Here is a 24,312-nt window from a genome sequence, read left to right as displayed (position 1 = left end):
TAACTATGTACGAACACGACGTTATCGTGGTCGGTGCGGGCGGTGCCGGCCTCCGGGCTGCGGTCGCGGCGAACGAAGCGGGAGCGGACGTGGCGATGGTCACGAAGCTCCACCCAGTTCGGAGCCACACCGGCGCGGCAGAGGGCGGTATCAACGCAGCGCTTCGCGAGGGCGACGACTGGGAACTCCACGCCTACGACACGATGAAGGGGTCGGACTACCTGGGCGACGCTCCCGCAGTCGAGACGCTGGCCCAAGATGCACCCGAGGAGACCATCACCCTCGAGCACTGGGGTCTGCCCTTCTCTCGAGAGGACGACGGTCGCGTTTCACAGCGACCGTTCGGCGGCCTCTCGTTCCCGCGAACCACCTACGCCGGTGCGGAGACGGGACACCACCTGCTCCATACGATGTACGAGCAGGTCGTCAAGCGGGGCATTCAGGTCTACGACGAGTGGTACGTGATGAACCTCGCGACCTCCGACGAGCCGGATCCCAACGATCGGACCTGTCACGGCGTCGTCGGCTACGACGTCCAGTCGGGCCAGATTGAAGGCTTCAAAGCGAACGACGGCGTGATCCTCGCGACGGGCGGTCCCGGTCAGGCCTTTGATCACACGACCAACGCGGTCTCGTGTACCGGCGACGGCCACGCGATGGCCTACCGCGCGGGCGTTCCCCTCGAGGACATGGAGTTCATCCAGTTCCACCCGACCACACTTCCGTCGACGGGCGTGCTCCTCTCGGAGGGTGTCCGCGGCGAAGGCGGAATCCTCTACAACAACGAGGGCGAGCGGTTCATGTTCGAACACGGCTACGCGAACAACGACGGCGAGCTCGCCTCCCGCGACGTCGTCGCGCGTGCGGAACTGACGGAGGTCAGCGAGGGCCGCGGCGTCGAAGACGAGTACGTTCACCTCGACATGCGCCACCTCGGCGAGGAGCGGATTATCGACCGTCTGGAGAACATTCTCCACCTCGCGGAGGACTTCGAAGGCGCCGATGGGCTGGTCGAACCGATGCCTGTCAAACCCGGTCAGCACTACGCGATGGGCGGGATCGAGACCGACGAAAACGGAGAGACCTGCGTCAGCGGGCTCTACGCGGCAGGCGAGTGTGCCTGCGTCTCAGTTCACGGCGCGAACCGCCTGGGCGGAAACGCGCTACCCGAACTCATCGTCTTCGGCAAGCGAGCCGGCTACCACGCGGCGGGTGGCGACCTCGGCGACGCCGAAATCGAGACCGGATACACCGATGCGGTCGAAGAGGAAGACGACACCGAGTTCCCGGTACAGCCGGGTTCAGCCGGCCTCGAGCCGATCGGTGACGACGTCGCGGCCGACGGCTCCGGTCAGGTTGCCGATGCCGAGGGCGTTCTCGAGCGCGCCGTCGAAACCGAATCCGAACGCATCGACCGGCTCATGAACAAAGACGACGGTGTCCAACACGCGGAAATTCGATCGAAGCTCCAGAAGGCGATGACGGACTACGTCAACGTCTTCCGGACCGAAGAGGGGATCAAACAGGCCCTCGAGATCATCCGCGAGTGTCGCGAGGAGTATCGCGACGTCTACGTCGCCGACCCCTCGACGACCTTCAACACCGATCTACAGATGACCTACGAGACCCGGAATCTGATCGACGTCGCCGAGACCATCGCGCTCGGCGCGCTCGTCCGAAACGAGTTCCGCGGCGCTCACTGGCGACAGGAAAACCAGACGCGAGACGACGAAAACTGGCTCAAACACACGCTGGTTTCCTGGAACGCCGGCAAGCCGTCGATCTGGTACCGACCGGTTATCCTCGAGGGCGAAAGCAAAGAGTACGAACCGAAGGTTCGGAGTTACTGACGCTACACGTTTTCCGCTTTTTTATCGCGGACGGGATCGGATCGATTCGTTGCTGTTCCCAAATCATCACTATCCATCATTGAGAACGACAATTGCCCCACGGCTCTTGAGGCAGTTCTCGAGGAAGAGTGCCTCACTAACCTGATTTCAATTTTCGCCTCGTTCGGAGGGGCCGAGACTTCGACAATTGTCGTGGCATAGTTTGATAATCGTCGATTGCATGAGTGTCGTGTATGAACAGTCAATCGCAACTTCAGGACGATTCGACTGCGGTCCGGATTCCGACCGATATCGACTCCGGCCAATCCAAACTCGTCTATCTGTCCGTCGCGACGTGGGAACGTGCAACTGCCGATGAGCTGTGCGATCGGCTTCGACTCGATAAGGGGACCGTCCTTTCGATCACGAAGACGCTTCGAAAGCGCGGCCACCTCGAGAAGTCCGACGGCGTTTATCGACTCGTCTGAGGGCTGACTCTCTCAGCGGGCCAGCGATTCTTTCTGTATTGGGGTGAGAAACCCTATAGCTCGATCCGTTCGACGAGCTGTTCGTGGTTCTCGTTCGTGTTGACCGCGACGATACGAATGTCGTCCTCGAGTCCCGATCCGCGGAGCTTGGCTTTCAGCAGGTTATCCACCTGATAGACGCCGGCGGCGTTCGTCATCGCGATTTCGACCATGACCGGTCGGCTATCGCCCTCGTGTAACGAGACGCGTTTGATCGCCTGACTCGAGAGCGTGTTGATCCCGCGTCCTCCTTGTTCGTACGGAATCCTCGAGCGCCCGCGCTCCATGTCGAGGGCGTCCGCGACGCGGATGATTCCGCCCTCGGTGGTCAGCGGCGTTTCGGCGGTGTGGTGACAGATGATCGCGTGAAGGACCTCTCCTTTCATGCGAACGCTGTCTGGCACGTCGTAGAACTCGGGCAAGACTCGATCGAGAATATCGGCCGCCAGCGGGATCGAATAGTAGGCGTGTTGGTCGCGGTGAACGACGTGACCGACGTCGTGTAGCGTTGCGGCGAGGGTGATGATAACCGACTCGTCTGCCTCATCGAGTCCCTGTTGGCGCGCGCCGTTGAAATCGACGTTACCGGCTTTGAGCAGATCGTACAGACAGAGCGCGCGGTTGCGAACGATCTCGATGTGTTTCGCGCCGTGGTCGTTGTACCGCTTCCTGTCGACCGCGTTGACGTTCTGGGCCTCGAGGTAAGTCTGAATTTCCTCGTCCGATTCGACGAACGCCAGAACTTCGTTGCACTTCTCGTCAGGAAAATTGTGTTCCTTGTCGGGGGTGTAGACGCGGCGAGGGTCCTCAGCAGGTGACGATTCGCTCATATACTGTGGTCGGGTGCGGAGTAAAAAAGCCCTCCGCCAGTTCGAACGGTACTGAAAGCCGAGAACGGCAAGTCTCGGCAGTTGACCGCGTCGATCAGGAGGCGTCAGCGACCGCGTCTTCGACTTCGGCGTACTCCGGCTCGACGCCCGGGTCGTCGGTGACCCACGCGTAGGTGATTTCGCCATCGCTGTCGACCACGAAGACGGAGCGTTTGGCGACGCCGTAGACGCCGAGGTCCTCGAAGTCCATGCGGATGTCGTAGTCATCGATGATCTCTTTTTCGAAGTCGCTGATCAGGCCAAAGGAGAGGTCGTTCTGATCGCGGAACTCGTTGAGCGAGAACGGGGAGTCGACGCTGACCCCGTACACCGTCGCGTCGACGTCCTCGAACGCCGAAAGACGGTCCTGGAACGTACACATTTCGGTCGTACAGACGCCCGTGAACGCGCCGGGGAAGAACGCGAGGACGACCGGCGCGTCGTTCTCGAGAGCGTCCGAGAGCGTAATGGAGTCTACGTCGCCGTTTGCGAGCGGTGCTGTGAAGTCTGGTGCAGTATCACCGGTTTCTGGCATCACTGGAGTTTGTACGTTGGGAGGAAAGACAGTTTCGTTCGTGAGATAGTCTCGAGTTCGAGTGTGAACCCGAGTTCGAACGTGTTCGCGAGAGCATGGTGGTATTCTGACAGGACACTCCGTAGAGTTACGCGAAGGTCCTCCAAATTGCACAATCGTACCTCTCCGCTCGGCACTACCTTGAAGTGGAGTCATGGCCTAGCACCTCGATACAGTCTTTTAAGCCACTAATTCAATCGATTTTGCCTAGCCGCGTCGTCCAAAAAGGTTATAATTGCCAGCGGATAAGCCACGCATAGAGATGGCAATCGAAATTGCACCGCTGTTTGCTCCCATTCCAGGGGGGACGGAACTATTAGTCATCCTTTTCATCGCGATTTTGCTCTTCGGAGCAAACAAGATTCCAAAGCTGGCTCGATCGACGGGAGAGGCGATGGGTGAATTCCAGAAAGGGCGTGAAAAGGTCGAAACTGAACTCGAGGAAATGCGTGAAACGGGCACGTACGACGATATCGAAGACGAGGACGAGGAGTCCGAATTCGTCGACACCGAACCCGTGACGTCTGAAGACGAGACGGACGCCGAGGTCGAAACCGACACTGAAACCGAGGCGAACTGAAACTTTTTCTCGAGTAGGGCGTGTGGCCTAGCGGAGAGGGCAGGAGGTTCCTAACCTTCTGATCGTGGGTTCGAATCCCGCCACGCCCGTTATCGTGCCGAACGATAGTGAGGGCGATAACGGACCGTGCGGGATTCGAATCAGGGAGTGAAGCGAAGCGAAACGACCGTGGTTCGAATCCCGGCGTCTTCGCTCGCGTTGCTCGCGAAGGCTCGGGAGACTCCGTCTCCCGTTGAGTCCATTTCCTTCACGTCGCTTTCGCTCGAGTAACTCCACGACGCCGCCTGCTTTACTCTCTTTGCCGTCTGTTCCGAGCGATCGCTCCCGGATGCGCTCGAGCGGTGGGCCTCCCGGCGAGCGCGCAGCCGCCAATCGGCTCGAGAGATCACCTTGGAACCCGAATCGGGATCGCTGTGCGACGGGGCCGCGCACGATAGGCGAACCGCTATGCACGGCTCGAGACGAGTGCAAACCGATTCTCGAAACTAGTGAGTTCTGCCGATACGAGAAACCGATTTGCGAGCGCGCCTCAATAATCGAGCCACGATCGTCGCACAAGTTCGAAATCGGGTTATTGGCCGTCTTCGAGCACTTCGAGGAGGGCGTCCGAGTCATCTGCTTCGTCCTCGAGTTCGGCCGAGTCGCCCAGAACGTGTGCGGTATACGCCCGTCGAGCCGCCGGGTCGCGAGCGATCTCGGCCTGCAGGGATTCGACGGTCTCGACGTCCGTTTTCGCCTTCCGTTTGAGCCACATCGTCAGGTAATCGAAGAAGACGTCTTCGTCGTTTCTGGTCGCAGGGGCGTCCTGCATCGCCCGCTTTGACCACTCTTTGACCTCCATGACGACAGCTTTTCGGTGGGCCCAGGGAAGTTCGACGAGCCGATCGGTATCGACGCCGACGAACGATTCCGCCGCTCCGGTCGCGCGAACGGTCGACGAGGAACGGTTGGGGGCTTCCGCTCCGGCCTCGGTACTCGCCGACTCGGTGACGAGGATATCGATTGCCTCCCACCGACGTAACGGAATTTTACCTTCGCTTTCCGATCGATACAGGTAGTAGCCAAAGAGCGAGAGAAGCAGCGATATGAAAATAGTCGGCAATGCGGCGATCAACCCGATGATGATCGCCATCGCCCCGTGAGGTCCGCGCGGTTTGAACCGGAACGAACGGGAGTCGTACGCGGCACAATCGACGATTGCAGAGAGTCGCCCTTCCGTCGTCCCACCGCGACCGTCACCCGTCTCGGAACCGGTGAGTTCGGACCGGACGCCGATTGGTGGAGCCCGTTCACTCACCTCGTCGGTCTCGCATTTGCTCGCCTCGGCACGGTTTTCGAGGCGATCCTCGAGCGCCCGATGAACGGCCTCCAGATCGGCGTTCTCGTACTCGCTCGTTCTGGTCGTCGGTGCGTCCTCGAGCACCGTCCGTGTGTATTCGAGACGCCCCGTTCGATCGTCCATAGCTGTATCGAGAGAACTCTGCTGTATAAGCGTGTTCAGTTAGCTCGTTCGAGCAGCCGAAGACTTCGGTGAGCGTTCGATCACTCCTCGAGGAGACGAAACTCCGTCTCGCCACAGTGACACCCTGCGGTGATCCGATCGCACAAACGGATCCGTCCGGGCGTTTGCACACGGCGTGGAACGCGCCGCAGTGGGTACAGACGCCGACGGTCTTCGTGGACGCTGATCGTTCGGACATGTTCGAGCGCTCGAAGCGAGAGTCACTGTAATTGTACTACCGTTCAACGCTCCAGATTGTGTTGTTCGAGTAAAAATCGTTTGAATCGGATACTCACGGCGATTGTATATCTCGCAATTGTCGTCGTTCTGGGAACGCAGAATTTCCGCTGTTAGGCCCGAATCGGAAATTCGTCACGACTTCCGGTAAAACATCTACAAAACGTCCGGTCAAACGAGCAGGCGGCGATTCGAGATCTCGAGTCTTTCGTCCCGTACGTGTCGGAGGATGCAACCCCATTCGTCGACAGTTATTCGTTCAGATGAGATCGATATCCTTTCGGCTCGAACCCGCGACGGCAGATGACGCGTTTGCGTCCGACGCTCAGTGCGCTGACCTCGTCTTCGTTTTCCATGCCGTCGATGACTTCCATCAGGTGTTCTTGCGTCCATCCGGTTTCCTCGAGAACAGTGTTTTCGTCGACGCGCCCACCGCGTTTGACGAGCATTCTGAGAACCTTATCTTCGTCGGGGAGTTCCTTTTCATCGACTCCGTACTCGACCTGTTCGGCGTAACTCAGCGTCTCGTCGGCGTTCTCGGACGTCGTCTGATCCCCCGACGAATCCTCTGTCACCCGCGTTTCGGATTCGGTCCAGAGAGACGATAGTCGAGTCCAGAGTGTGTTAAATACCATGCGTATTACCCTCCACAGAGATAATCGTCTATTGAACGTACTTCTACCTTGGTTTTGCGTTTTTCGAATATCATATGTGTGTTCTTTTACCGATGAATGGTCTCACCTACGGTGACGTTCACGATGGCGAAAGCCGCCGCCCTTGCGACGTGCAAGGTGACTACGTGGTCGTCGTTACCGACAGGTCAGCCATCACAACTGTGTGCGAACATCTCTCACGATTCCATCCACGTCGAAGCCGTCTGCCGCTTTGTCGTAGACAACTTCGCCGTCGAAGCGAACGACGAAAATCCCGTCGGCGCCCGTTTTCAACGTGACCGCCTCGAGTTGTTCGCCGAACGTCGTCAAGAGCGTCCGCTGGAGATCCATCGCGCGAGAGAGGAACCCACACGGGACGCAGTATTCGATTTCGACCGTTGCCATGGGTGATCGTTTGCGGCCCTGCTACAAATCTTGCTGGGTCTTGCTCCACTCTCAGCGATTCGTGAAATATCAGAACGATTATTGGATATGGTCGCGGTAGCCGTCGACGAGTCCCTCAAGCGTTTCGTGGTGGTTCGTCGTGTGTGGTGCCGTCAACGGAGAGATGCTGATACGCCCGTTGACGACGGCATTTCGGTCGGTTCCGTCCGGATCGGAAATGGCGTCGGGATTCATCTCCTCCCAGACGCGATCGTGGAGCCGGATCGAGTCGCCGTTGAAGGAAGCGTCCATTTCGTACCGCTTCGACGGGCGGGTGATCTCGATGTCCGCGGGCCGCCCGTCCGGAAGCGGGACGTTTACATTGAGATAGGCGGCGTGTTCGAAGATTCCGGCCTCGAGGGCGTGTGCGGCGAGGTATGTCGTGATTCGCGTGGCCTCGCCGAACGAGCTGGATTCGAGTTCGATTTCGTCGAACGGACGATCCGGGGTGGTCGGAACGTACAACGAAGTTGCGATCGCGGGGATATCGAAGAACGCCGCCTCGACGGCAGCACTGATGGTTCCCGACCGTCCGAGGACGTATTCGCCGAGATTCGCCCCTCGATTACAGCCCGAAACGACGAGATCCGGTTTCGGACCGAGTTCCGCGAGTCCGGCGACCACGCAATCGGAGGGCGTTCCCTCGACCGCGTAGCCGAGTTCGTGTTCGGTCACCGCAACTTCGTGGGAGATCGACCGACCAACCGCGCTCTGGTCGGACGCGGGCGCGACGACGGTAACGTTGGCTATCTCCGACAGCGCGCTGTACAGCGCCCGAATGCCGGGGCTATCGATCCCGTCGTCGTTCGTCAACAGGATCTCGAGAGAGTCGCTCATATCGATTCGCTCGAAGGGGATACCGAAAAGCCCACCGTTTGGACCCCCTCGAGATGCGTCTGGGAGTTCGTAAAACAGCGCGGTCGGAATCGGCGGTCGAGAGGCTCAGACAAGCCGATCGACGATGGTCTCTTCGTCCACGACGAGGTTGTACGCGCCTTCGTCGTCGTTCCAGAGCGCGAGTGCGCCGTCGAACGAACAGACCTCGCCGTACTCGGCTTCGACCAACGCGCGATTCATCGCGGTCTCTCTGGTCAGGACGGCGTAGTGGTCGACGTGCTCGCTTCCGTCGCTGATCTTGAACAGTGGGTTGTTCGACCTCGGGCCGTCGTCATCGTCACTCAGCGAGTGGCTCATCTTCGCCGCGACGAGGTCGATTCGGTTCGGAACGTGTCGATCCATTTCGGCCATCTTCGCCCACGAACCCGAGTCGAGCGTGAGATCGATTCGCCGTTTCCCGTCACGTCGGAGGATCGAGTGCGAAAACTGCACGTCGACGTTGACGAACTCACCCGGTGCGTACGCGTCGTCAGTTTCGTCTGCGGCGTCCTCGAGGCGGCGCTGGAACGACGGCACCTCGAGATTGGGGCGGACGTCGAACGACCACCCGCGATCGGTCGGCCGCTCGCCGTCCCAGAGTCGGACGCTCGGACTGTAGACGGTGATGGTGTCCGAATCACCACCCGAATCGCGGTCCGGCTCAGCGTCAGGGGTTGACTCCGCTTCGGCGGCCGATTCTGCGTCGGCGGCCGAATTTCCGTTTGGAGCCGACCCCGTGTCCGAAGACCACTCGAGCGTGTTCCCGGTAGCGATCGAGTCGTCCTCGACCGCCCGCTCGAGGTCTCGAAGCTGGATGCTGGTCTGTTTGTCCGCCGGTGCGATCGCCGCTACTGCACCGTCCGGTGCGGTCAATTCCAGGGCGGATCGGAGGACCGTCTCCGGATCCTCGAGTTCGCTCAGGACGTTCGCTACGAGGACGAGGTCGAAGCCGTCGTCCGGTCGAGTCGGATCGAAGGTATCGCTACTCGCGGCCGCCGGGTCGAACGTTTCGATCGTCGTTCGGTGAACCGTCGGGTGAACGTTTCGACCGGTCTCTTCGAGGAGTTCCTCGAGAACGTCGGCCGCGTCGCTGGGTTCGACGGCGTGGTACTCGAGCAACGCGTCCTCGGGAAGGTAGTCCGCGAGTCCGAGCGCCGGACCGCCGACTCCGGCACCGATGTCGAGCACGCGGAGATTTCGGCCGAGTAACCCGCGATCGGCCAACTCCTCTATGGTATACTGGGTCGCGGCGTAGTAACCGGGGAGGTGGTAGATCGCGTATCCGGCCGCGACGTCTTCGTCGTATTCGACGGGAGCACCCTCGAGGTACTGGGCTTTGAACCGGCGGATCGTCGACCGGAGCAGGTCGCCGGCCGCACCGTCGGCCCAGTTCGGCCCGTAGCGATCCGCGAGGAAGCTCTCTATCCGTTGTTCGTACGCTTCGGGGAATCGAGTAACCGGTTCGCGACGGGGCGGGACCGGCTCGTCTTCGACCGGGACGAAGGTACCGTCGTCTCGCTCGAGCAACTCGAGGTCGGCAGCCTGCTCGCGGAGGTCCTGTCGGACGACGGCGGGGTGTGGTGCGCCGTCGATATACTCGCAGATCTCCTCCGGATCGATCGGCCTGACGTTTCGGAGATACTGGGCGTTCGATCGGACGGCCTCGACTCGTTCGTTTACGTTCACTCGAGATCACCTCGTTCGTTGTCGTCGAGGGCTGAACCCGTCGACCCGTTGCCGATCGAGTTCGCTCGCTCGTCCTCATGCCACCGCTCGGCCGCGTGCTCGTACAACTGCTCGAACTCCTCGCCTTCCGCTTCGGCGATGGTCGCCGCGGCGTCGGCCACGGCCTCGGCGCCGTCGAAGGTTCGTTGAATCTCTCCGTAGACGTGCGGTGTTCCGTTTGTCACCGTTCTGGTGAGGTCCCGAAGTCCGTCGTAGACCGGCGTTTCGAACCCCTCCGGGACCGACTTCGCGGCGAGAGCGAACGAGAGGATCGCCGCGTGGGTCGAGGCCTGGATCGTCTCCATCGCCTCGTCGTGTTCGTCCACCGTCGTCTCGAGGAGGTCGTTTCCGGCGGCGACCAGATCCTCGATCAGGGCGGCCGTGACCGGGCCGCGTTCTTCTCGAACGACCGCGACCGTCCCCGGTGCCCGCTCGGGCGCGAACAGCGGGTGGAGACTGACGCGTTCGATATCGGGCGCGTGGGCGTCCATCGCCTCGAGGGGGTCTTCCATCACGCCCGAGACGTCGAGTATTGCCCGCTCCGCTCGGGGGGCGTGTTCCGCGATCGCGTCGGCGACGTGATCCATCGGCACGGCGAGGCAGACGGCGTCGTAGCCGCTCTCTTCTTCGAGGTCCGCGACGCGTCCGTCCGTCGCTTCGGCGGCCTTCGCCGCGGCGTCCGGGTCTACGTCAGTGTACGCGACCGCGGCGTCGACGGCACTGCCGAACCAGGTCCCCATCGATCCCGCGCCGACGATCAGTACGTCCATCGGACACTGCTACCCGCCGGCGTTGCAAAAGCGGTTCGATCGACGCCCTCGAAACGTGTCGTCGTTCGCGCGGTCCGACCACGTCACCGGCCGGTTCCGGTCTTCCCCGACGACAGTTCGTTCGGGCCGTCTCCATGCACGGTTCGTCCGAAAGTACCCTATCGACGGATTCTGAGTGGCCCATTGCACGTCGAATCCCGCCGAACCCACGCGCACTGAAAGGGCGGACCGACACGTGGTTCTTTCAGCACACGGGCCGTCTCTTCGCGCATGTACGAATCGATCCTCGTTGCGACCGACGGAAGCGACGACGCGTCGGCCGCCGTGACGGACGCGGTTTCACTCGCTCGAGCGCTCGAGGTCCCGCTTCACGGCGTCGCCGTCGTCGAAACGCGGACGGCCTACGACAGCGGCCTCGTCGATCCCGACGAGGTCGAACAGCGGCTTCGAGCGCACGCCCGCGATTCGCTCGAGGCCCTCGAGCAGGCGGCCGCCGATTCGGGGGTCTCGGTCACCACGTCGATGCGAACCGGGCCGCCTCACGAGGAGATCCTCGCGTACGCCGACGAACACGAGATCGGTCTGCTCGTCGTCGGGTCTCACGGACGCTCGTCGTTCAGACGGGCGTTGCTCGGGAGCACGGTGGACGCGATCGTTCGACTCTCGGATCGTCCCGTCCTCGTGGTCGACGATGCCGGAGGAACTCGAGGCCAGGAGAAGTAGCCGACAACGACGAGAGTCGGAGCGAGCGAGACCACCGCTACGGCGGTCCAGCCGCCGAAGCTGGTGAGTTCTAGGGCGAAGGTTTACTGTCACCGTCGTGAGTTACTGCTGTATGTCACTACTCGTTCCGTACGACGGGTCGGAACTGGCGACCAGTGCGCTCGAGAAGGCGACAGAGTTCAGCGACCTACTGGGCGAGGAACTCGTCGTCTTGACAGTGATCCCGGACGACGAGGACTACGCTCGAGAACGAGGCTGGATAACCAGAGGAGAGCCGTTCGACCAGGCGGCTATCGCGGACGGAATTGCCAAACGGTCGAACGCGGTCGCACCCGAGGCGACGTTCCGAACCGAACGAGTCGACTCGGACGAGCCGACCGCCACGGCGACGACGGACGTCGTCCGCGAGATCCGCCTCGTCGCCGGGGAGATCGAGGCGTCGGTCGTCTTCATCGGTTCGGAGAACGCCGGGTCGGTGATCGCACCGCTCTCGAGCGTCGGTAGTCCCGTCGCGAACGACCAGCGCTACGACGTGTACGTCGTTCGTCACACGAGCTGAGGTGATCGATTACCTGACGATCGTCACCGGAACGGGAGCTCGACGTACGATCCGTTCTGCGACGCTCCCGAGCAGGATTCGAGTCATCCCTTCCCGGCCGTGGCTACCGACGACGATGAGGTCGAAATTCCCCTCCTCCGCGACGGTTGCAACCGTCTTTGCGGGGTCTCCCGTCCTCATTTCGGTCGAGAGGACGACCCCGTATTCGTCGGCGATATGCTGGGCGTCGTCGAACAGCGACTCGACGCGCTCTTCTTGCCGTCGTTTCGTGGCCTGCGTTTCGACCGTCGGTGCGCCCGTCATCGACGTGTAACTGCTCTGGTCCGCGGGATCGACGACGTGTAAGGCGGTTATCGTCGCATCCGGATGATTCCGACAGGCGTGTTCGAGCGCTGCTCGAGCGGGATCGGAGCTGTCCAGCGCAACGAGAACGGCGTTTGCCATGGGAGTAAGTCCCAGTGGAGGATACTAAACAGTACCTCCTGTACCGGTCAGCGGGTCGGCTTGAGGGTGTTCGCGACCGTCGTCGATCTATCGGGTACATTTTCTCTTTGTTCGGTGATACTCTCACGCCGTTGACGTTCGATTCGAACGCCCGAAACCGGCAAGACAGGGAGAGATCGACAGAACGTTTATTCGTCTCACTTCCGTCGATTGAGACAAGACATGGCCGATCCGAACGGGTGGGACCGGAACGTCACTGCACCCACCGGAACACCACACAGTTCGCCAACGTCTTTCGTTTCACAGGCAAACGTCTCGGATTCGGACGTTTACGCGGAGTTCGAAGCGAACTGGCCGGCGTGCTGGGAACGAGCCACGAAGTTGCTCGAGTGGGACGAGACATACGATACAGTCCTCGAGGAGGAGGACGCGCCGTTTTACCGGTGGTTCGACGGTGGTCGCCTCAACGCGTCGTACAACTGTCTCGACCGCCACGTCGAGTCGGGGCGCAAGAACCACGCCGCGATCCGCTGGGAGGGAAAACACGGCGAGACGCGAACCTACACCTATCGCGATCTCTACGTCGAGGTCAACGAGTGTGCCGCCGCGTTACGGTCGCTCGGCGTCCAAGAGGACGACGTCGTCACGATCTACTTGCCGATGATCCCGGAGTTGCCGATCGCGATGCTTGCGTGTGCCCGAATCGGCGCGCCACACTCGGTCGTCTTCGCCGGGCTGTCGGCCGACGCGCTATCGACGCGGATGGACGCCGCGAGCTCGGAGTTTTTGATCACCTGTGACGGATATTATCGGCGCGGCGACGCGTTCAATCAGAAGAGCAAGGCCGATAATGCGATCATCGGCCTCGAGCAGGACGTCGAGACGGTCGTCGTCGATCGTCTCGGTGACGACCTCCCGCACGTGCTTGGCGAGAACGAACGCGACTATCACGACCTGCTCGAGGAATTTTACGGCGAAACGGTAGAGCCCGTTTCCCGTGATGCCGAAGACATGCTGTTCGTGATGTACACCTCGGGAACGACGGGCGAGCCGAAAGGAGTCGTCCACAGCACGGGCGGCTATCTCACGAACGTCGCCTGGACGAGCCACGCGGTACTCGACATCAAACCCGAGGACACCTACTGGTGTGCGGCCGACATCGGCTGGATCACGGGACACTCCTACATCGTTTACGGCCCGCTCTCGCTCGGCACGACGACGGTGATGTACGAGGGCTCTCCGGACTATCCCGATCGCGATCGGCTCTGGGAGATCGTCGACAGGAACGCGGTCGACGTCTTCTATACGGCACCGACGGCGATCCGTGCGTTCATGAAGTGGGGAGAGGAGTACCCGAACCGTCACGATCTCTCCTCGTTGCGCCTGCTCGGGAGCGTCGGCGAGCCGATCAGCCCCCGACCCTGGGAGTGGTATCACGAGCACGTCGGGAGCGGCGAGTGTCCGATCGTCGATACCTGGTGGCAGACCGAAACGGGCGGGATCGCCATCTCGACGCTACCGGGAATCTCCGAGATGAAGCCCGGAGCGGCGGGTCCCGCACTGCCGGGAATCGATGCGCGCGTCGTCGACGCGACCGGCGACCCCGTCGACCCGGGCGAGGCGGGCTACCTGACGCTCGCTCAACCGTGGCCGGGAATGGTCAGGACGCTGTACGACGGGCGAGAGCAGTTCGTCGACGAGTACTGGCGGCGGTTCTCCGAACCCAAGGACGACGAGTGGGTGTACTTCAGCGGGGACGCCGCTCGAGTGGACGAGGACGGGTATATCACCGTCCTCGGCCGCGTCGACGACGTCATCAATCTCTCGGGCCACCGGCTGAGTACGATGGAAATCGAGGGGGCGATTGCGGATACGGAAGGCGTCGCCGAAGCGGCCGTCGTCGGTCGCACGGCGGATTCGAACGACACGGAGATCTACGCGTACGTGAGCACGGAGCGACGCGTCGAAGACGAAGCAGACGTTCGAACTCGGATCCGCTCTAGCATCGAGGATGCGATCGGTCCGCTCGCGCTTCCCGAAGAAATCGTCTTCACGCCGGAATTACCGAAAACGCGCTCCGGTAAAATCCTCCGTCGACTGCTCGAGGACGTTGCGAACGGCGAGGAACTGGGCGATACGAGCGCGCTCCGAAACCCCGAAATCGTCGGCGAGATTCAGTCAGCCTCCCAGGAATAAGGATACGAAAGCGGGACGCAACGGATTTCGTCTTGCTCAGTTTCGCGAAATTGGTACTTCGGACCTAATTGCATTATATTTCTAATCGCCGTTCTAATCCGCCAGGTACCAGTAGAACTATGTTCGGTCTCGTAGAAAACACGAAATATGACTCTCGGGGAGGCGGCGGCGACCACGCTCACGCGAAGTGAGTACGAGACCCTTCTCGAGGCCGCCGAAACGTATCGAGAAGCGCTCGTCGTCAGGCTCTGTGGTGAGGTCGGCCTTCGGCCTGTGGAACTCGCGCGACTCTCGAACGACGACGTCGATCAGGTCAGTGCCGATCCGTCGCGATATCTGCTTCGGATTCCGGGGGAGGCGGTCGACGAACAGACGGGGAGCGGTGAGGCCGACCCCGACAGTAGGCGGTCCGCATACCTTCCGACAGCCGTCCAACGCGACCTCGAGCGGTACGTCCGGAGCAACGACCTCGCCGAATCCGAACGGATCTTTCCAGTCACGCCGAGACGGCTCCAGATGCTCGTCTCCGACGTTGCAGACCGCGCAAGCGAACGCACGAACGATCCGTCTCTCTCGTCCGTTTCCTCAAGCGATCTGCGTCACTATTTCGCCCGGTCGGCGCTGGTTAGCGACGAGATCAACCCGCGCGTGGTCAAATCGGCCGGCGGCTGGCAGAGCTTCGAAGCCCTCGAAGCGTACCTCTCCGAGCCGACGGACGAAGAACTCGTGGCTGCCTTCGAGCCGACTGAAAACGAGGGACGATCCGATCGGAACTTGCCAGCCGCCGGCGACGACGGCATCGTCAGATCCCTGCTCGCCGCAACCGATCGGTGCGCTCTGGTACGACTGGACGCCGACGGCTACGTCGAGCGCTGGAATCGGAGCGCCGTCTCGACGTTTGGCTACCACGCCACCGAAATCGTCGGTACGTACGCCTCCACCTTTTATGCAGACGACGATCGCGACGCCAACGCGCTCGATCACAAACTCGCCGAGGCGACGACGGATTCCCCTCACGAGGACGACAGTTGGTTCGTCAACCGAGACGGGAGCCGGTTCCGTGCGACCGAACTTATCGTTCCCCTGCGTGACGAAACGGGCACCAGAAGCGGGTTCGCCCTCTTCGTCCACGACGTTTCGAGCTACCGAGATCGACTCGAGAACGAACGCTCGAGGAACGACCGGATCGAGCGGGCAAACGAGGTCACGAACCGATTTCAGGCCGTCACGAACCAGCTTCTCGAGGCGTCCGCACACGATGAAGTTGAATCCGTTTGCTGTCAGACGCTCGTTGATGGGCCGGCGTACGAATTCGCCTGGATCGATCGAACCACGCGAACGACCGGGCAACGGGAGTGGCGGACCTCGAGCGGTATCGACCCCGAAGCCGCCGAACGGTTGGTTCCGGACGACTGGTACGCCGAGACCGAGAGCAGGCGATCCCACCGCCATCGAAGCGGCGCTGAGCTGGCCGCCGACGGAACCGCACGCACCGGTGAAATCGGCGCAGATCTACCCGCCGGAAGCGAGGTGTCCGGGACCAATGAATCGCCCGACGGTATCGATGCGTCCGCGGGTGACGGTACCGATGCGTCCGCGGGTCGTGATGCGATCGACGGTACCGATACGCTCGGGGGGAGCGATACGTCCGAAGCCGGACGTCCGCACTCGGCCGCCTCCGCGGTCAGCGGAAGTGAAATGAGCGAAACTGTGGTAACGGACATTGCTGGAACGCTCGAGGAGGAGTACGTCGAAGGCAAACTCGCGCGCGTCTGCCTGTCCTACGGCGATACCGTCTACGGAACGCTTTCGGTCGTGACCGAACGCGAGGGGGGGTTCGGAGCGGACGAACTCGCCTGGCTCGAGACGATCGGTCGGCAGGTCGGATACGCGATCGCCGCGGTCCGCCGTCGCAATCTCTTGCTGTCGGATACGGTCGTCGAACTCGAGTTTGCCTGTCGCGACGAGCAGTCCTTTTTCGTCGATACGTCGGCCCAGCTCGGCTGTCGGTTCGAGATCGATTCGTTCGTCCCGGTCTCGGAATCGACGCAACTGTACTACGTGACGCTTCAGGACGGACCGCCGAAGACGGTTTTCGAACTCGCCGAAGCCGATCCGGGTATCGACGACTGTCGGCTGATCGAGACCTACGAGGACGGCTGGCGCGTCGAATTCATCGTCGAGGGATCCTCGCCGACGCTGACGCTTACGGAGTACGGCGTGACCGTTCTCGAGACCGTCGTCGAAAACGGAACGGCAACCATCGCCGCCGAATGCGCGGGAGCGGCCGATATACGGACGATCGTCGACGGGTTGCGGTCCGCGTTTCCGGACTCGGAGCTCATCGGGAAACGTGAAGCCGAACGAACCGTCCAGACCGCCTACGAGTTTCGCGAGGGTCTCGAGGACCGACTCACGGACCGACAGGAATCGGCACTTAGAGCCGCGTACTTCGGCGGCTACTACGACTGGCCGCGGGAAAGCACCGCCGAAGAGGTCGCCGACGCGATGGGTGTCTCCTCGCCGACCTTACACAATCACTTGCGAAAGGGACAGCACGAACTACTCAGAACGTTCTTCGACGCGCCACGAGACTAGCGTGTGCAAGGGCATTCGTCTCTTACGAATATAATTTGGGTGAGCGCCGACGACTGTCGTGTTAAGTATCTAGACCCGAGACCTACTCCGCCGGAAGAACTGCAGAAACCCGAGGCCACCGGTCGATTTTTCGCTATCGCTTCGGACAGCTGTCGAACGAGATCCCTAATCGCGACATTATTGTCTTGGAACTCGTAAAAAATTAATAAACTATAGTGATATTCTCGCGGGGCAAGTTTACACAGCTAGATACTCCGTTTAGTACCCTGGTACATCATTGATTGGGTGTACCATGACAGACGAGAACGCCGATCTCGAGGTGCGACTCGAAGAACAGGGATCCTTCGAGCCACCGGAATCGTTCGTCGAACAGGCGAACGTGGCAGACGAGGGGATCTACGAGGAATTCGAGGAGAACTGGCCGGAGTGTTGGGAACGAGCCGCCGACCTTCTGGACTGGAACGAGGAGTACGACACGGTTCTCGAGGACGACGACGCCCCCTTCTACGAGTGGTTCACGAACGGCGAACTGAACGCCTCCGAAAACTGTCTGGACCGACACGTCGAGGACGGACGCGCAGAGAGCGTCGCCATCGAGTGGGAGGGCGAACCCGGCGAAACGCGCACGTACACGTACGAAGAACTACTCGAGGAAGTAGACGAGTTCGCTTCGACGCTCCGCGATCTCGGCGTCGAGGAGGATGACGTCGTGACGCTTTACTTGCCGATGATTCCGGAGCTTCCGATCGCGATGTTGGCCTGCGCCCGACTGGGTGCACCACACTCGGTCGTCTTCGCCGGGTTCTCGGCCGACGCGCTGGCGACACGGATGAACTCCGCGAACAGCGAATATCTCGTCACCTGCGACGGCTACTACCGTCGCGGCGACGCGCTCGATCACATCGAGAAAGCCAACGAAGGACTCGAGGGCGTTGATCACGACGTTTCCGACGTCGTGGTCGTCGATCGGCTCGGCGACGAACTCGAGCACGAACTGGACGACAACCAGCACGATTACGACGAACTGGTCGCAGACCACGCCGGAGAGTCGGTCGAGCCGGTTTCTCGAGATGCGGAGGACATGCTGTTCCTGATGTACACTTCGGGAACGACCGGGAAACCCAAGGGGGTCAAACACACGACGGGCGGTTACCTCTCGTATGCCGCCTGGACCAGTCACGCCGTCCTCGATATCGAACCCGAGGATACCTACTGGTGTGCGGCGGACATCGGCTGGATTACGGGTCATTCCTACATCGTCTACGGGCCGCTCGCGCTCGGAACGACGACGGTGATGTACGAAGGAACCCCCGACTACCCGGAGAAAGACCGGATGTGGGAGCTCGTCGAGAAGAACGACGTCGACATCTTCTACACGGCTCCGACGGCGATTCGGGCGTTCATGAAGTGGGGTACCGACTACCCCGAGAAACATGACCTCTCCTCGCTCCGATTGCTCGGAACGGTCGGCGAACCGATCAATCCGCGCGCGTGGAAGTGGTACTACAAACACATCGGCGGCGAGGAGTGTCCGATCGTCGACACCTGGTGGCAGACCGAGACGGGCGGCATGATGATCACGACGCTGCCGGGAATCGGGACGATGAAGCCCGGTTCTGCCGGTCCACCGCTTCCGGGAATCGACGGTCGAATCGTCGACGCCGAAGGGAGCGAAGTCGAGGCGGGTAACGCAGGCTATCTCACCGTCAATCAACCGTGGCCGGGGATGCTCCGAACCCTCTATCAGAACGACGAGCGGTTCATCGAGGAGTACTGGGAGGAGTACTCCGACCCTGATGCAGACGAGTGGGTCTACTTCCCCGAAGACGGCGCAAAAATCGACGACGACGGCTACATAACCGTGCTCGGGCGGGTCGACGACGTGATCAACGTCTCGGGACACCGGCTGGGAACGATGGAAATCGAGAGCGCGATCGTCGGCGTCGAAGGGATCGCCGAAGCGGCCGTCGTCGGCGGCGACCACGAAGTCAAAGGTGAAGCCGTCTACGTCTACGCAATTACGGAGGACGGCTACGAAGAAGGCGACGAACTCCAGCAGCGCGTCGTCGAAGGGGTACTCGAGTCGATCGGTCCGATCGCGAAACCGGAGGAGGTCGTCTTCACGCCGGAACTACCGAAAACGCGCTCGGGCAAAATCATGCGACGACTGTTAGAAGACATCGCGAGCGGAAACGAACTGGGGAACACGTCGACGCTCCGTAATCCGGAGATCGTCGACGAAATCGCAACGGGCGGACAAGACGACTAAACTCGTCTTCGATTCTTTGGAGATAACGTACCAAAGAGAACACAACACGAAACCAAAATATGACAGATAATAGCTCACAGGGGAACGAAGAGACGAATTTCGAAACTGATGGCGGCGTTCAGACTGCAAACTACCTCGATAAGGAGATAAACATATTCAAACCGGCGACTCCGTTCATGCGCGATCACATGAAGGTGATCATCGGTTCGTTTATCGCCTGGATTCTGTTCGTCTTCGGGCCGGTAACTGCAACGGCGATCGCACCGGAGATAATGACCGAGACGATGGTGATGGGCTTCCAGCTTCATTACTTCTTGACCGCGGTGATGGCTCCGCTCGGTGCGTTGTTGCTGTCGGCGGCGTACGCCTGGCAGCGGGATCGTCTCGACGATCAGTACGGCATCGAACACGGGGACGAAGCCGATACCGGCGCGGCAGTAGCCGCCGATGGAGGTGAAGAATGATAGAGCCGATATTCCTCGAGACGGCACTCGACGTCGGTGAATTCAAACTCGTTCCAGCGTTGACGGTCATCACGATGCTGGTCCTATTCCTCGCGGTCGGCTGGCTCTTCCGGGTTGCCGCGGTCGACGAACTGTGGGTTGCCGGTCGCTCTATCGGGAGCATCGAGAACGGGATGGCGATCGGCGCGAACTGGATGAGCGCGGCATCCTACCTCGGCGTGGCGTCGACGATCGCGTTAGCGGGATACTTCGGATTGGCGTACCTCGTCGGCTGGACGACGGGCTACTTCATCCTGCTCATCTTCATGGCGGCACAGTTCCGCCGATTCGGAAAGTACACCGCGCCGGACTTCATCGGCGATCGGTTTTACTCGGAGACCGGCCGTGCGATCGCGGCGTTTACCACGCTGTTGATCGCGTTCGTCTACGCCATCGGCCAGGGTAGCGGAATGGGGCTGATGGCCCAGTACATCTTCGGCGTCGACTACCAGGTTGGCGTAATCCTCCTGATGGGCGTGACCATTGTCTACGTCGCACTTTCGGGGATGCTCGGAACGACCAAGAACATGGCCATTCAGTACGTCATCCTCATCTTGGCGTTCCTGATCGGCCTCTATGCAACCGGCTACACGGAAGGCTGGTCGACGGTGCTTCCGTACATCGAGTTCGGCGCGCAGACGACCGAAATGGCGGACATCAACGCACAGTTCACGGAGCCGTTCGCAGAAGCGAGTTACTACCACTGGGTAGCGCTCGCCTTTACGCTCATCGTGGGTACCTGCGGACTCCCGCACGTTCTCGTTCGGTTCTACACCGTCGATAACGAGCGAACAGCCCGCTGGTCGACCGTCTGGGGTCTGTTCTTCATCTGTCTGCTGTACTGGGGAACGGCCGCCTACGGTGCGTTCGGATCGCTGTTGTACGAAGAAGGTGTCGGGGATTACACAGAAATGACGGGCGAAGAGGCGGACGCACTCGTCGTTTTGACGACCCAACTCGCTGGATTGCCGGAATGGCTGGTCGGTCTCGTCGCCGCCGGTGGGGTTGCCGCGGCGCTTGCGACGACCGCCGGACTGTTCATCTCCGGCTCCTCGGCTGCGGCACACGACATCTACACGAACCTCTACAAGGCTGACGCGAGTCAGCGCGAACAGTTGATCGTCGGTCGAGCAACGATCGTCGCACTCGGCGTGCTCGTCACGCTCGTCGCGCTCAACCCGCCAGCACTGATCGCAGAACTCGTCGCGATGGCCTTCGCCATCGCCGGCTGTGTCTTCTTCCCCGTGTTCTTCCTCGGTCTCTGGTGGGAAAACACCACGCGAGAAGGCGCGATAGCCGGGATGCTCGTCGGTCTGACGATTTCGTTCGGCGCGATCCTGAACGACGTCGTTCCACAGTACGTCGACGCTATCGGCGCTGAGGAGGCGATCGTTCCGGAAGTCGCGGCCGTGATACCCGCCGAATCGTCCGCGCTCGTCGGCGTTCCGGTGGCTTTCCTGACGATCATCGCCGTGTCGCTGGTGACCGAAAACCCGCCACAGCACGTCAAACGACTCGTTCGTCAGTGCCACAGTCCGGAGCCGATGCAAAACGTTGAATCAGCCGAAGACGCCGTCGCGGACGGCGGCACTCCAGCAGACGATTAATCAGGATTAGACCAATGTACGATACGATACTCGTCCCAACGGACGGAAGCACGGTCGCAGAGAACGCCGTTTCCCACGCAGTCGATCTCGCGGCGAAGTACGACGCCGACGTACACGCGCTGTACGTCGTCGATACCAGCGCGATGGATATCGGGCTCGGCGCCGAACAGGTCGATCGGATTCGACAGGGGAAGTTCGGCGAAATGCCCGAACTCGAGGAGCGCGCCCGGAACGCGACCAGCTCGGTCACGGATCAGGCGGCCGATAACGGCGTCGACGTCACCGAGTCGATCATCGCCGGTCAACCACATCGACAGATCGCCGACTACGGCGAGGAAAACGACATCGATCTGATCGTGATGGGATCGGCCGGCCGCGGCGGCGTCCGACGCGCACTCCTCGGAAGCGTCGCGGAGCGAACCCTCCGAACGACGACGATTCCGACGATGGTCGTCGACATTCGCGACGAAGACGCGTAAGCGTATGACTACCGATTCCCGTGTGCCGGCGGTCAACTCGCCGGTCGCTGGGATCGGACCGGTCGAAGGGCGATCGACGCAGATACCGAAAGCAAGCTTTTCCACAGCACAACGGGTTCACCGCGTATGAAACGAACTTTCAAATCCGACATCAGAGTCAGGGTGAGAGATCCGTGACTGGCGTTCGAGAGCGACTCGAGACGGCTCGAGACGAGCGATGGGGGATCCTGACGGACCTCGCGTTCGCGATCGTCTGGGTGACCATGGTCGAAGTGCTCTTCCAACTCGTCGACGGCCCGACGTGGGCGTACTACCTGTGTATGATTTCAGGCATCGTCGCCTACTTCGCGCTCGTGACGAGTTCGGCGCTCGCGACCGCCGACGGAGAGGGTTCCGGCGATCGGGACCACTAACCGAACGGCGTTGTCTCGAGCCAGCGCTTTCTAATCCGAATCCACATATATTCGACGCCACAAGTGCCGTCCATGGATGGCTCGCCCGAAGTCGCCGTTCTCCGTCTCGGTCACCGACCCGGGCGCGACGAACGGATGACGACACACGTCGGATTGACAGCGCGCGCACTGGGTGCCGACCGCGTGATTTTTCCCGATAACGCCGGACAGTCACTCGAGACCGTCGCGGATATCACGGACCGATTCGGCGGCCCCTTCGACTTCGAACTGACCGATTCGCCGAATGCGATCATCCGGAACTGGGACGGCTCGGTCGTCCACCTGACGATGTACGGCGAGCGGGTCGAATCCGTCGAGGACGAGATTCGAACCTCACACGACGAACACGAAACGCCGCTATTGATCGTCGTCGGCTCCGAGAAAGTCTCCTTCGACGTCTACGAAGCCGCCGACTGGAACGTCGGCGTCACTAATCAGCCCCACTCGGAGGTCGCCGGGCTGGCGGTCTTTCTTGACAGGCTTTTCGAGGGACGCGAGTTCGATCGGGAATGGAAAGGGGCCGATCGTCGGGTCATTCCGAAGGAAACCGGAAAGCGGGTCGAACCAGTCGACGACGAGTGATTCTCGAGAACGATCAGGTACCGGATCGAACCACGACAACCGTTCGACCAAGGACTGCGTCGTCGCTCAAAAGACTTAATGGTCGCATACTATTAGGGGTAGCTAATGGCTTTTGAGGAGTTGCTCGAGGATCCAGTCATCCAGAAGTACTTACACGAGCTGGTCGGCCCAACGGGGATGCCCGTCGCGGCGGCACCGCCGGACGGGGAAGTGACCGACGAGGAGCTCGCAGAAGATTTAGATCTCGAGCTCAACGACGTCCGTCGGGCGCTGTTTATCCTGTACGAGAACGATCTGGCGACCTACCGTCGTCTTCGAGACGAGGATTCGGGCTGGCTGACCTACCTCTGGACGTTCCAGTACGACAACATCCCGGAGAACTTAGAAGAAGAGATGCACCGTCTCCACGACGCCCTCGAGGGCCGTCAGGAGTACGAACGAAACCACGAATTCTATCTCTGCGAGATCTGTTCGATCCGCTTCGAGTTCGGCGAAGCGATGGACTTCGGCTTCGAATGTCCCGAATGTGGCTCGCCAGTCGAGTCGATGGACAATGACCGACTCGTAAACGCTATGGACGATCGTCTCGCCGCCCTCGAAGACGAACTTAATATCGACGCCTGATGGTTGTACTTGCAACGAAACTCTACGTCAGCGGTGATGCACGCGAGCGAGCGACGGATTCGCTCCGATCCCTAGTGAACAACGAAATCGGCGACCTCGAGGTCGAATTCGAGGTCGGCGTGCGCCACGACGATTTCCCCTCGGTAACGATCGAGGGCGAGGACGCAGTCGTCGCGCGAAACGTCCTCCGCGAGGAGTTCGGCGAGATCGTCCCCGATCTCGAGGCCGGTGAAACGTACGTCGGAACGCTAGATTCGTGGGACGAAGACGGCTTCATCCTCGACGCCGGCCAAGCGGTTCGGATCCCGGCCGAGGAGTTCGATCTCGGTCCCGGTTCACCGACGCAGATCCGCGAACGCTACGGACTCGTCCAGCACATGCCGCTGCGGTTCGTCTACGGCGGCGAGTTCGGCGACGAAGATGCAGAGCCCTCTCGTCTGGCCGAGGCAGAACGCGACCGGCTCTACGAGTGGAGCCGCGGCGACGGTCGGCTGAACGTCAACAGCGCAACCCGCGCCGAAGTTCGGGCGACGCTCAATCGCGCCGGCCACGCACAGGATTACATCACTGTCGAACGACTCGGCTTGCTCGAGCAGAGTGTCATTTGTCCGGAGGATACCGATCCTCCGGGTCTGCTCTCGAGTATTGGTGAGTATCTACCGGCAGAGCTCCGGTGTGTCGTCCCTTAACC

26 protein-coding genes and 1 tRNA gene are annotated in these 24,312 nt (G+C 61.0%); 17 read left to right on the top strand and 10 right to left on the bottom strand.

The window, feature by feature from the left end:
* Positions 1-5 precede the first annotated feature (5 nt).
* Together ACYQ14_RS04400 and ACYQ14_RS04395 are read left to right on the top strand one after the other, a co-directional pair.
* Entirely contained in the window at positions 6-1,850 is a 1,845-nt protein-coding gene (locus tag ACYQ14_RS04400) for an FAD-binding protein (protein ID WP_459885162.1), read from the top strand.
* A 233-nt stretch (positions 1,851-2,083) separates the two neighbouring features.
* Positions 2,084-2,317 carry a MarR family transcriptional regulator gene (locus ACYQ14_RS04395; RefSeq protein WP_283834223.1) on the top strand — a complete coding sequence of 78 codons (234 nt, stop codon included), beginning with the start codon at positions 2,084-2,086 and terminating at the stop codon, positions 2,315-2,317.
* A 53-nt stretch (positions 2,318-2,370) separates the two neighbouring features.
* Here ACYQ14_RS04395 and ACYQ14_RS04390 read toward each other — a convergent pair whose 3' ends face one another.
* Both ACYQ14_RS04390 and ACYQ14_RS04385 read right to left on the bottom strand, forming a co-directional pair.
* Positions 2,371-3,186 carry an HD domain-containing protein gene (locus tag ACYQ14_RS04390; protein ID WP_459885160.1) on the bottom strand — a complete coding sequence of 272 codons (816 nt, stop codon included), beginning with the start codon at positions 3,184-3,186 and terminating at the stop codon, positions 2,371-2,373.
* Between the two features lie 94 nt (positions 3,187-3,280).
* The gene (locus ACYQ14_RS04385) at positions 3,281-3,760 is read right to left on the bottom strand and encodes a redoxin domain-containing protein (protein WP_459885158.1); all 480 of its coding nucleotides are present in this window, start codon (positions 3,758-3,760) and stop codon (positions 3,281-3,283) included.
* Positions 3,761-4,061: 301 nt separating this feature from the next.
* Between ACYQ14_RS04385 and ACYQ14_RS04380 the strand changes: the two genes are divergently transcribed.
* Positions 4,062-4,379 carry a twin-arginine translocase TatA/TatE family subunit gene (locus tag ACYQ14_RS04380; protein ID WP_283834220.1) on the top strand — a complete coding sequence of 106 codons (318 nt, stop codon included), beginning with the start codon at positions 4,062-4,064 and terminating at the stop codon, positions 4,377-4,379.
* 16 nt (positions 4,380-4,395) lie between these two features.
* A tRNA-Arg gene (locus ACYQ14_RS04375) sits at positions 4,396-4,468 on the top strand.
* 51 nt (positions 4,469-4,519) lie between these two features.
* Here the strand turns inward: ACYQ14_RS04375 and ACYQ14_RS04370 are convergent.
* The gene (locus ACYQ14_RS04370; RefSeq protein ID WP_459885155.1) at positions 4,520-4,768 is read right to left on the bottom strand and encodes a hypothetical protein; all 249 of its coding nucleotides are present in this window, start codon (positions 4,766-4,768) and stop codon (positions 4,520-4,522) included.
* Between the two features lie 182 nt (positions 4,769-4,950).
* The gene (locus tag ACYQ14_RS04365) at positions 4,951-5,841 is read right to left on the bottom strand and encodes a hypothetical protein (RefSeq protein WP_459885153.1); all 891 of its coding nucleotides are present in this window, start codon (positions 5,839-5,841) and stop codon (positions 4,951-4,953) included.
* Between the two features lie 68 nt (positions 5,842-5,909).
* On the opposite strand from ACYQ14_RS04365, the gene ACYQ14_RS04360 reads away from it, so the two are divergent.
* A complete protein-coding gene (locus tag ACYQ14_RS04360) occupies positions 5,910-6,110 on the top strand; it encodes a hypothetical protein (RefSeq protein WP_459885151.1) in 201 nt (66 codons plus the stop codon).
* A gap of 258 nt (positions 6,111-6,368) precedes the next feature.
* Here the strand turns inward: ACYQ14_RS04360 and ACYQ14_RS04355 are convergent, their stop codons facing one another.
* The 5 genes from ACYQ14_RS04355 to ACYQ14_RS04335 all read right to left on the bottom strand — a co-directional run bounded on the left by ACYQ14_RS04355 (position 6,369) and on the right by ACYQ14_RS04335 (position 10,585).
* A complete protein-coding gene (locus ACYQ14_RS04355) occupies positions 6,369-6,752 on the bottom strand; it encodes a helix-turn-helix transcriptional regulator (protein WP_283834217.1) in 384 nt (127 codons plus the stop codon).
* Between the two features lie 192 nt (positions 6,753-6,944).
* On the bottom strand, positions 6,945-7,175 hold the full coding sequence (locus ACYQ14_RS04350) for a SelT/SelW/SelH family protein (RefSeq protein ID WP_459885149.1): 231 nt from the start codon (positions 7,173-7,175) through the stop codon (positions 6,945-6,947).
* Positions 7,176-7,253: 78 nt separating this feature from the next.
* Positions 7,254-8,051: a 5'/3'-nucleotidase SurE gene (gene surE, locus ACYQ14_RS04345; protein WP_459885147.1), complete on the bottom strand. Its 798-nt coding sequence runs from the start codon at positions 8,049-8,051 to the stop codon at positions 7,254-7,256.
* 105 nt (positions 8,052-8,156) lie between these two features.
* Positions 8,157-9,776: a small ribosomal subunit Rsm22 family protein gene (locus ACYQ14_RS04340; RefSeq protein ID WP_459885145.1), complete on the bottom strand. Its 1,620-nt coding sequence runs from the start codon at positions 9,774-9,776 to the stop codon at positions 8,157-8,159.
* A complete protein-coding gene (locus tag ACYQ14_RS04335) occupies positions 9,773-10,585 on the bottom strand; it encodes a prephenate dehydrogenase/arogenate dehydrogenase family protein (RefSeq protein WP_459885143.1) in 813 nt (270 codons plus the stop codon). The genes ACYQ14_RS04340 and ACYQ14_RS04335 overlap by 4 nt, the downstream gene beginning before the upstream one ends.
* 270 nt (positions 10,586-10,855) lie before the next feature.
* Here ACYQ14_RS04335 and ACYQ14_RS04330 point away from each other — a divergent pair, with 270 nt between their 5' ends.
* Together ACYQ14_RS04330 and ACYQ14_RS04325 are read left to right on the top strand one after the other, a co-directional pair.
* Entirely contained in the window at positions 10,856-11,308 is a 453-nt protein-coding gene (locus ACYQ14_RS04330; RefSeq protein WP_459885141.1) for a universal stress protein, read from the top strand.
* Between the two features lie 112 nt (positions 11,309-11,420).
* Positions 11,421-11,867, top strand: a complete 447-nt coding sequence (locus ACYQ14_RS04325; RefSeq protein ID WP_459885139.1) for a universal stress protein — start codon at positions 11,421-11,423, stop codon at positions 11,865-11,867.
* Between the two features lie 9 nt (positions 11,868-11,876).
* Here the strand turns inward: ACYQ14_RS04325 and ACYQ14_RS04320 are convergent, their stop codons facing one another.
* Positions 11,877-12,311 (bottom strand): universal stress protein, encoded by a 435-nt coding sequence (locus tag ACYQ14_RS04320; RefSeq protein ID WP_459885137.1) that lies wholly within the window; start codon positions 12,309-12,311, stop codon positions 11,877-11,879.
* A 222-nt stretch (positions 12,312-12,533) separates the two neighbouring features.
* On the opposite strand from ACYQ14_RS04320, the gene acs (ACYQ14_RS04315) reads away from it, so the two are divergent.
* From acs (ACYQ14_RS04315) to ACYQ14_RS04270, 10 genes are all read left to right on the top strand, one after another.
* A complete protein-coding gene (gene acs, locus ACYQ14_RS04315; RefSeq protein ID WP_459885135.1) occupies positions 12,534-14,507 on the top strand; it encodes an acetate--CoA ligase in 1,974 nt (657 codons plus the stop codon).
* A gap of 147 nt (positions 14,508-14,654) precedes the next feature.
* Positions 14,655-17,105: a bacterio-opsin activator domain-containing protein gene (locus ACYQ14_RS04310; RefSeq protein ID WP_459885133.1), complete on the top strand. Its 2,451-nt coding sequence runs from the start codon at positions 14,655-14,657 to the stop codon at positions 17,103-17,105.
* A 292-nt stretch (positions 17,106-17,397) separates the two neighbouring features.
* Positions 17,398-19,374, top strand: a complete 1,977-nt coding sequence (gene acs / locus ACYQ14_RS04305) for an acetate--CoA ligase (protein ID WP_459885131.1) — start codon at positions 17,398-17,400, stop codon at positions 19,372-19,374.
* A gap of 59 nt (positions 19,375-19,433) precedes the next feature.
* Positions 19,434-19,838, top strand: a complete 405-nt coding sequence (locus tag ACYQ14_RS04300; RefSeq protein ID WP_459885129.1) for a DUF4212 domain-containing protein — start codon at positions 19,434-19,436, stop codon at positions 19,836-19,838.
* Positions 19,835-21,484, top strand: coding sequence for a VC_2705 family sodium/solute symporter (locus ACYQ14_RS04295; protein ID WP_459885127.1), 1,650 nt, complete (start codon positions 19,835-19,837; stop codon positions 21,482-21,484). Before ACYQ14_RS04300 ends, ACYQ14_RS04295 begins: the two co-directional genes overlap by 4 nt.
* A gap of 14 nt (positions 21,485-21,498) precedes the next feature.
* The gene (locus tag ACYQ14_RS04290; RefSeq protein WP_459885125.1) at positions 21,499-21,963 is read left to right on the top strand and encodes a universal stress protein; all 465 of its coding nucleotides are present in this window, start codon (positions 21,499-21,501) and stop codon (positions 21,961-21,963) included.
* Between the two features lie 173 nt (positions 21,964-22,136).
* The gene (locus ACYQ14_RS04285; RefSeq protein WP_283834203.1) at positions 22,137-22,376 is read left to right on the top strand and encodes a DUF8119 family protein; all 240 of its coding nucleotides are present in this window, start codon (positions 22,137-22,139) and stop codon (positions 22,374-22,376) included.
* A 72-nt stretch (positions 22,377-22,448) separates the two neighbouring features.
* Positions 22,449-22,997, top strand: a complete 549-nt coding sequence (locus tag ACYQ14_RS04280; protein WP_459885123.1) for a tRNA (cytidine(56)-2'-O)-methyltransferase — start codon at positions 22,449-22,451, stop codon at positions 22,995-22,997.
* 105 nt (positions 22,998-23,102) lie between these two features.
* Positions 23,103-23,621, top strand: a complete 519-nt coding sequence (locus ACYQ14_RS04275; protein WP_459885121.1) for a transcription factor — start codon at positions 23,103-23,105, stop codon at positions 23,619-23,621.
* Entirely contained in the window at positions 23,621-24,310 is a 690-nt protein-coding gene (locus tag ACYQ14_RS04270; protein ID WP_459885119.1) for a DUF2110 family protein, read from the top strand. The genes ACYQ14_RS04275 and ACYQ14_RS04270 overlap by 1 nt, the downstream gene beginning before the upstream one ends.
* Positions 24,311-24,312 lie beyond the last annotated feature (2 nt).

It is taken from the genome of Halostagnicola bangensis (assembly GCF_054653435.1).
This window is presented reverse-complemented; position numbering and strand designations above follow the sequence as displayed.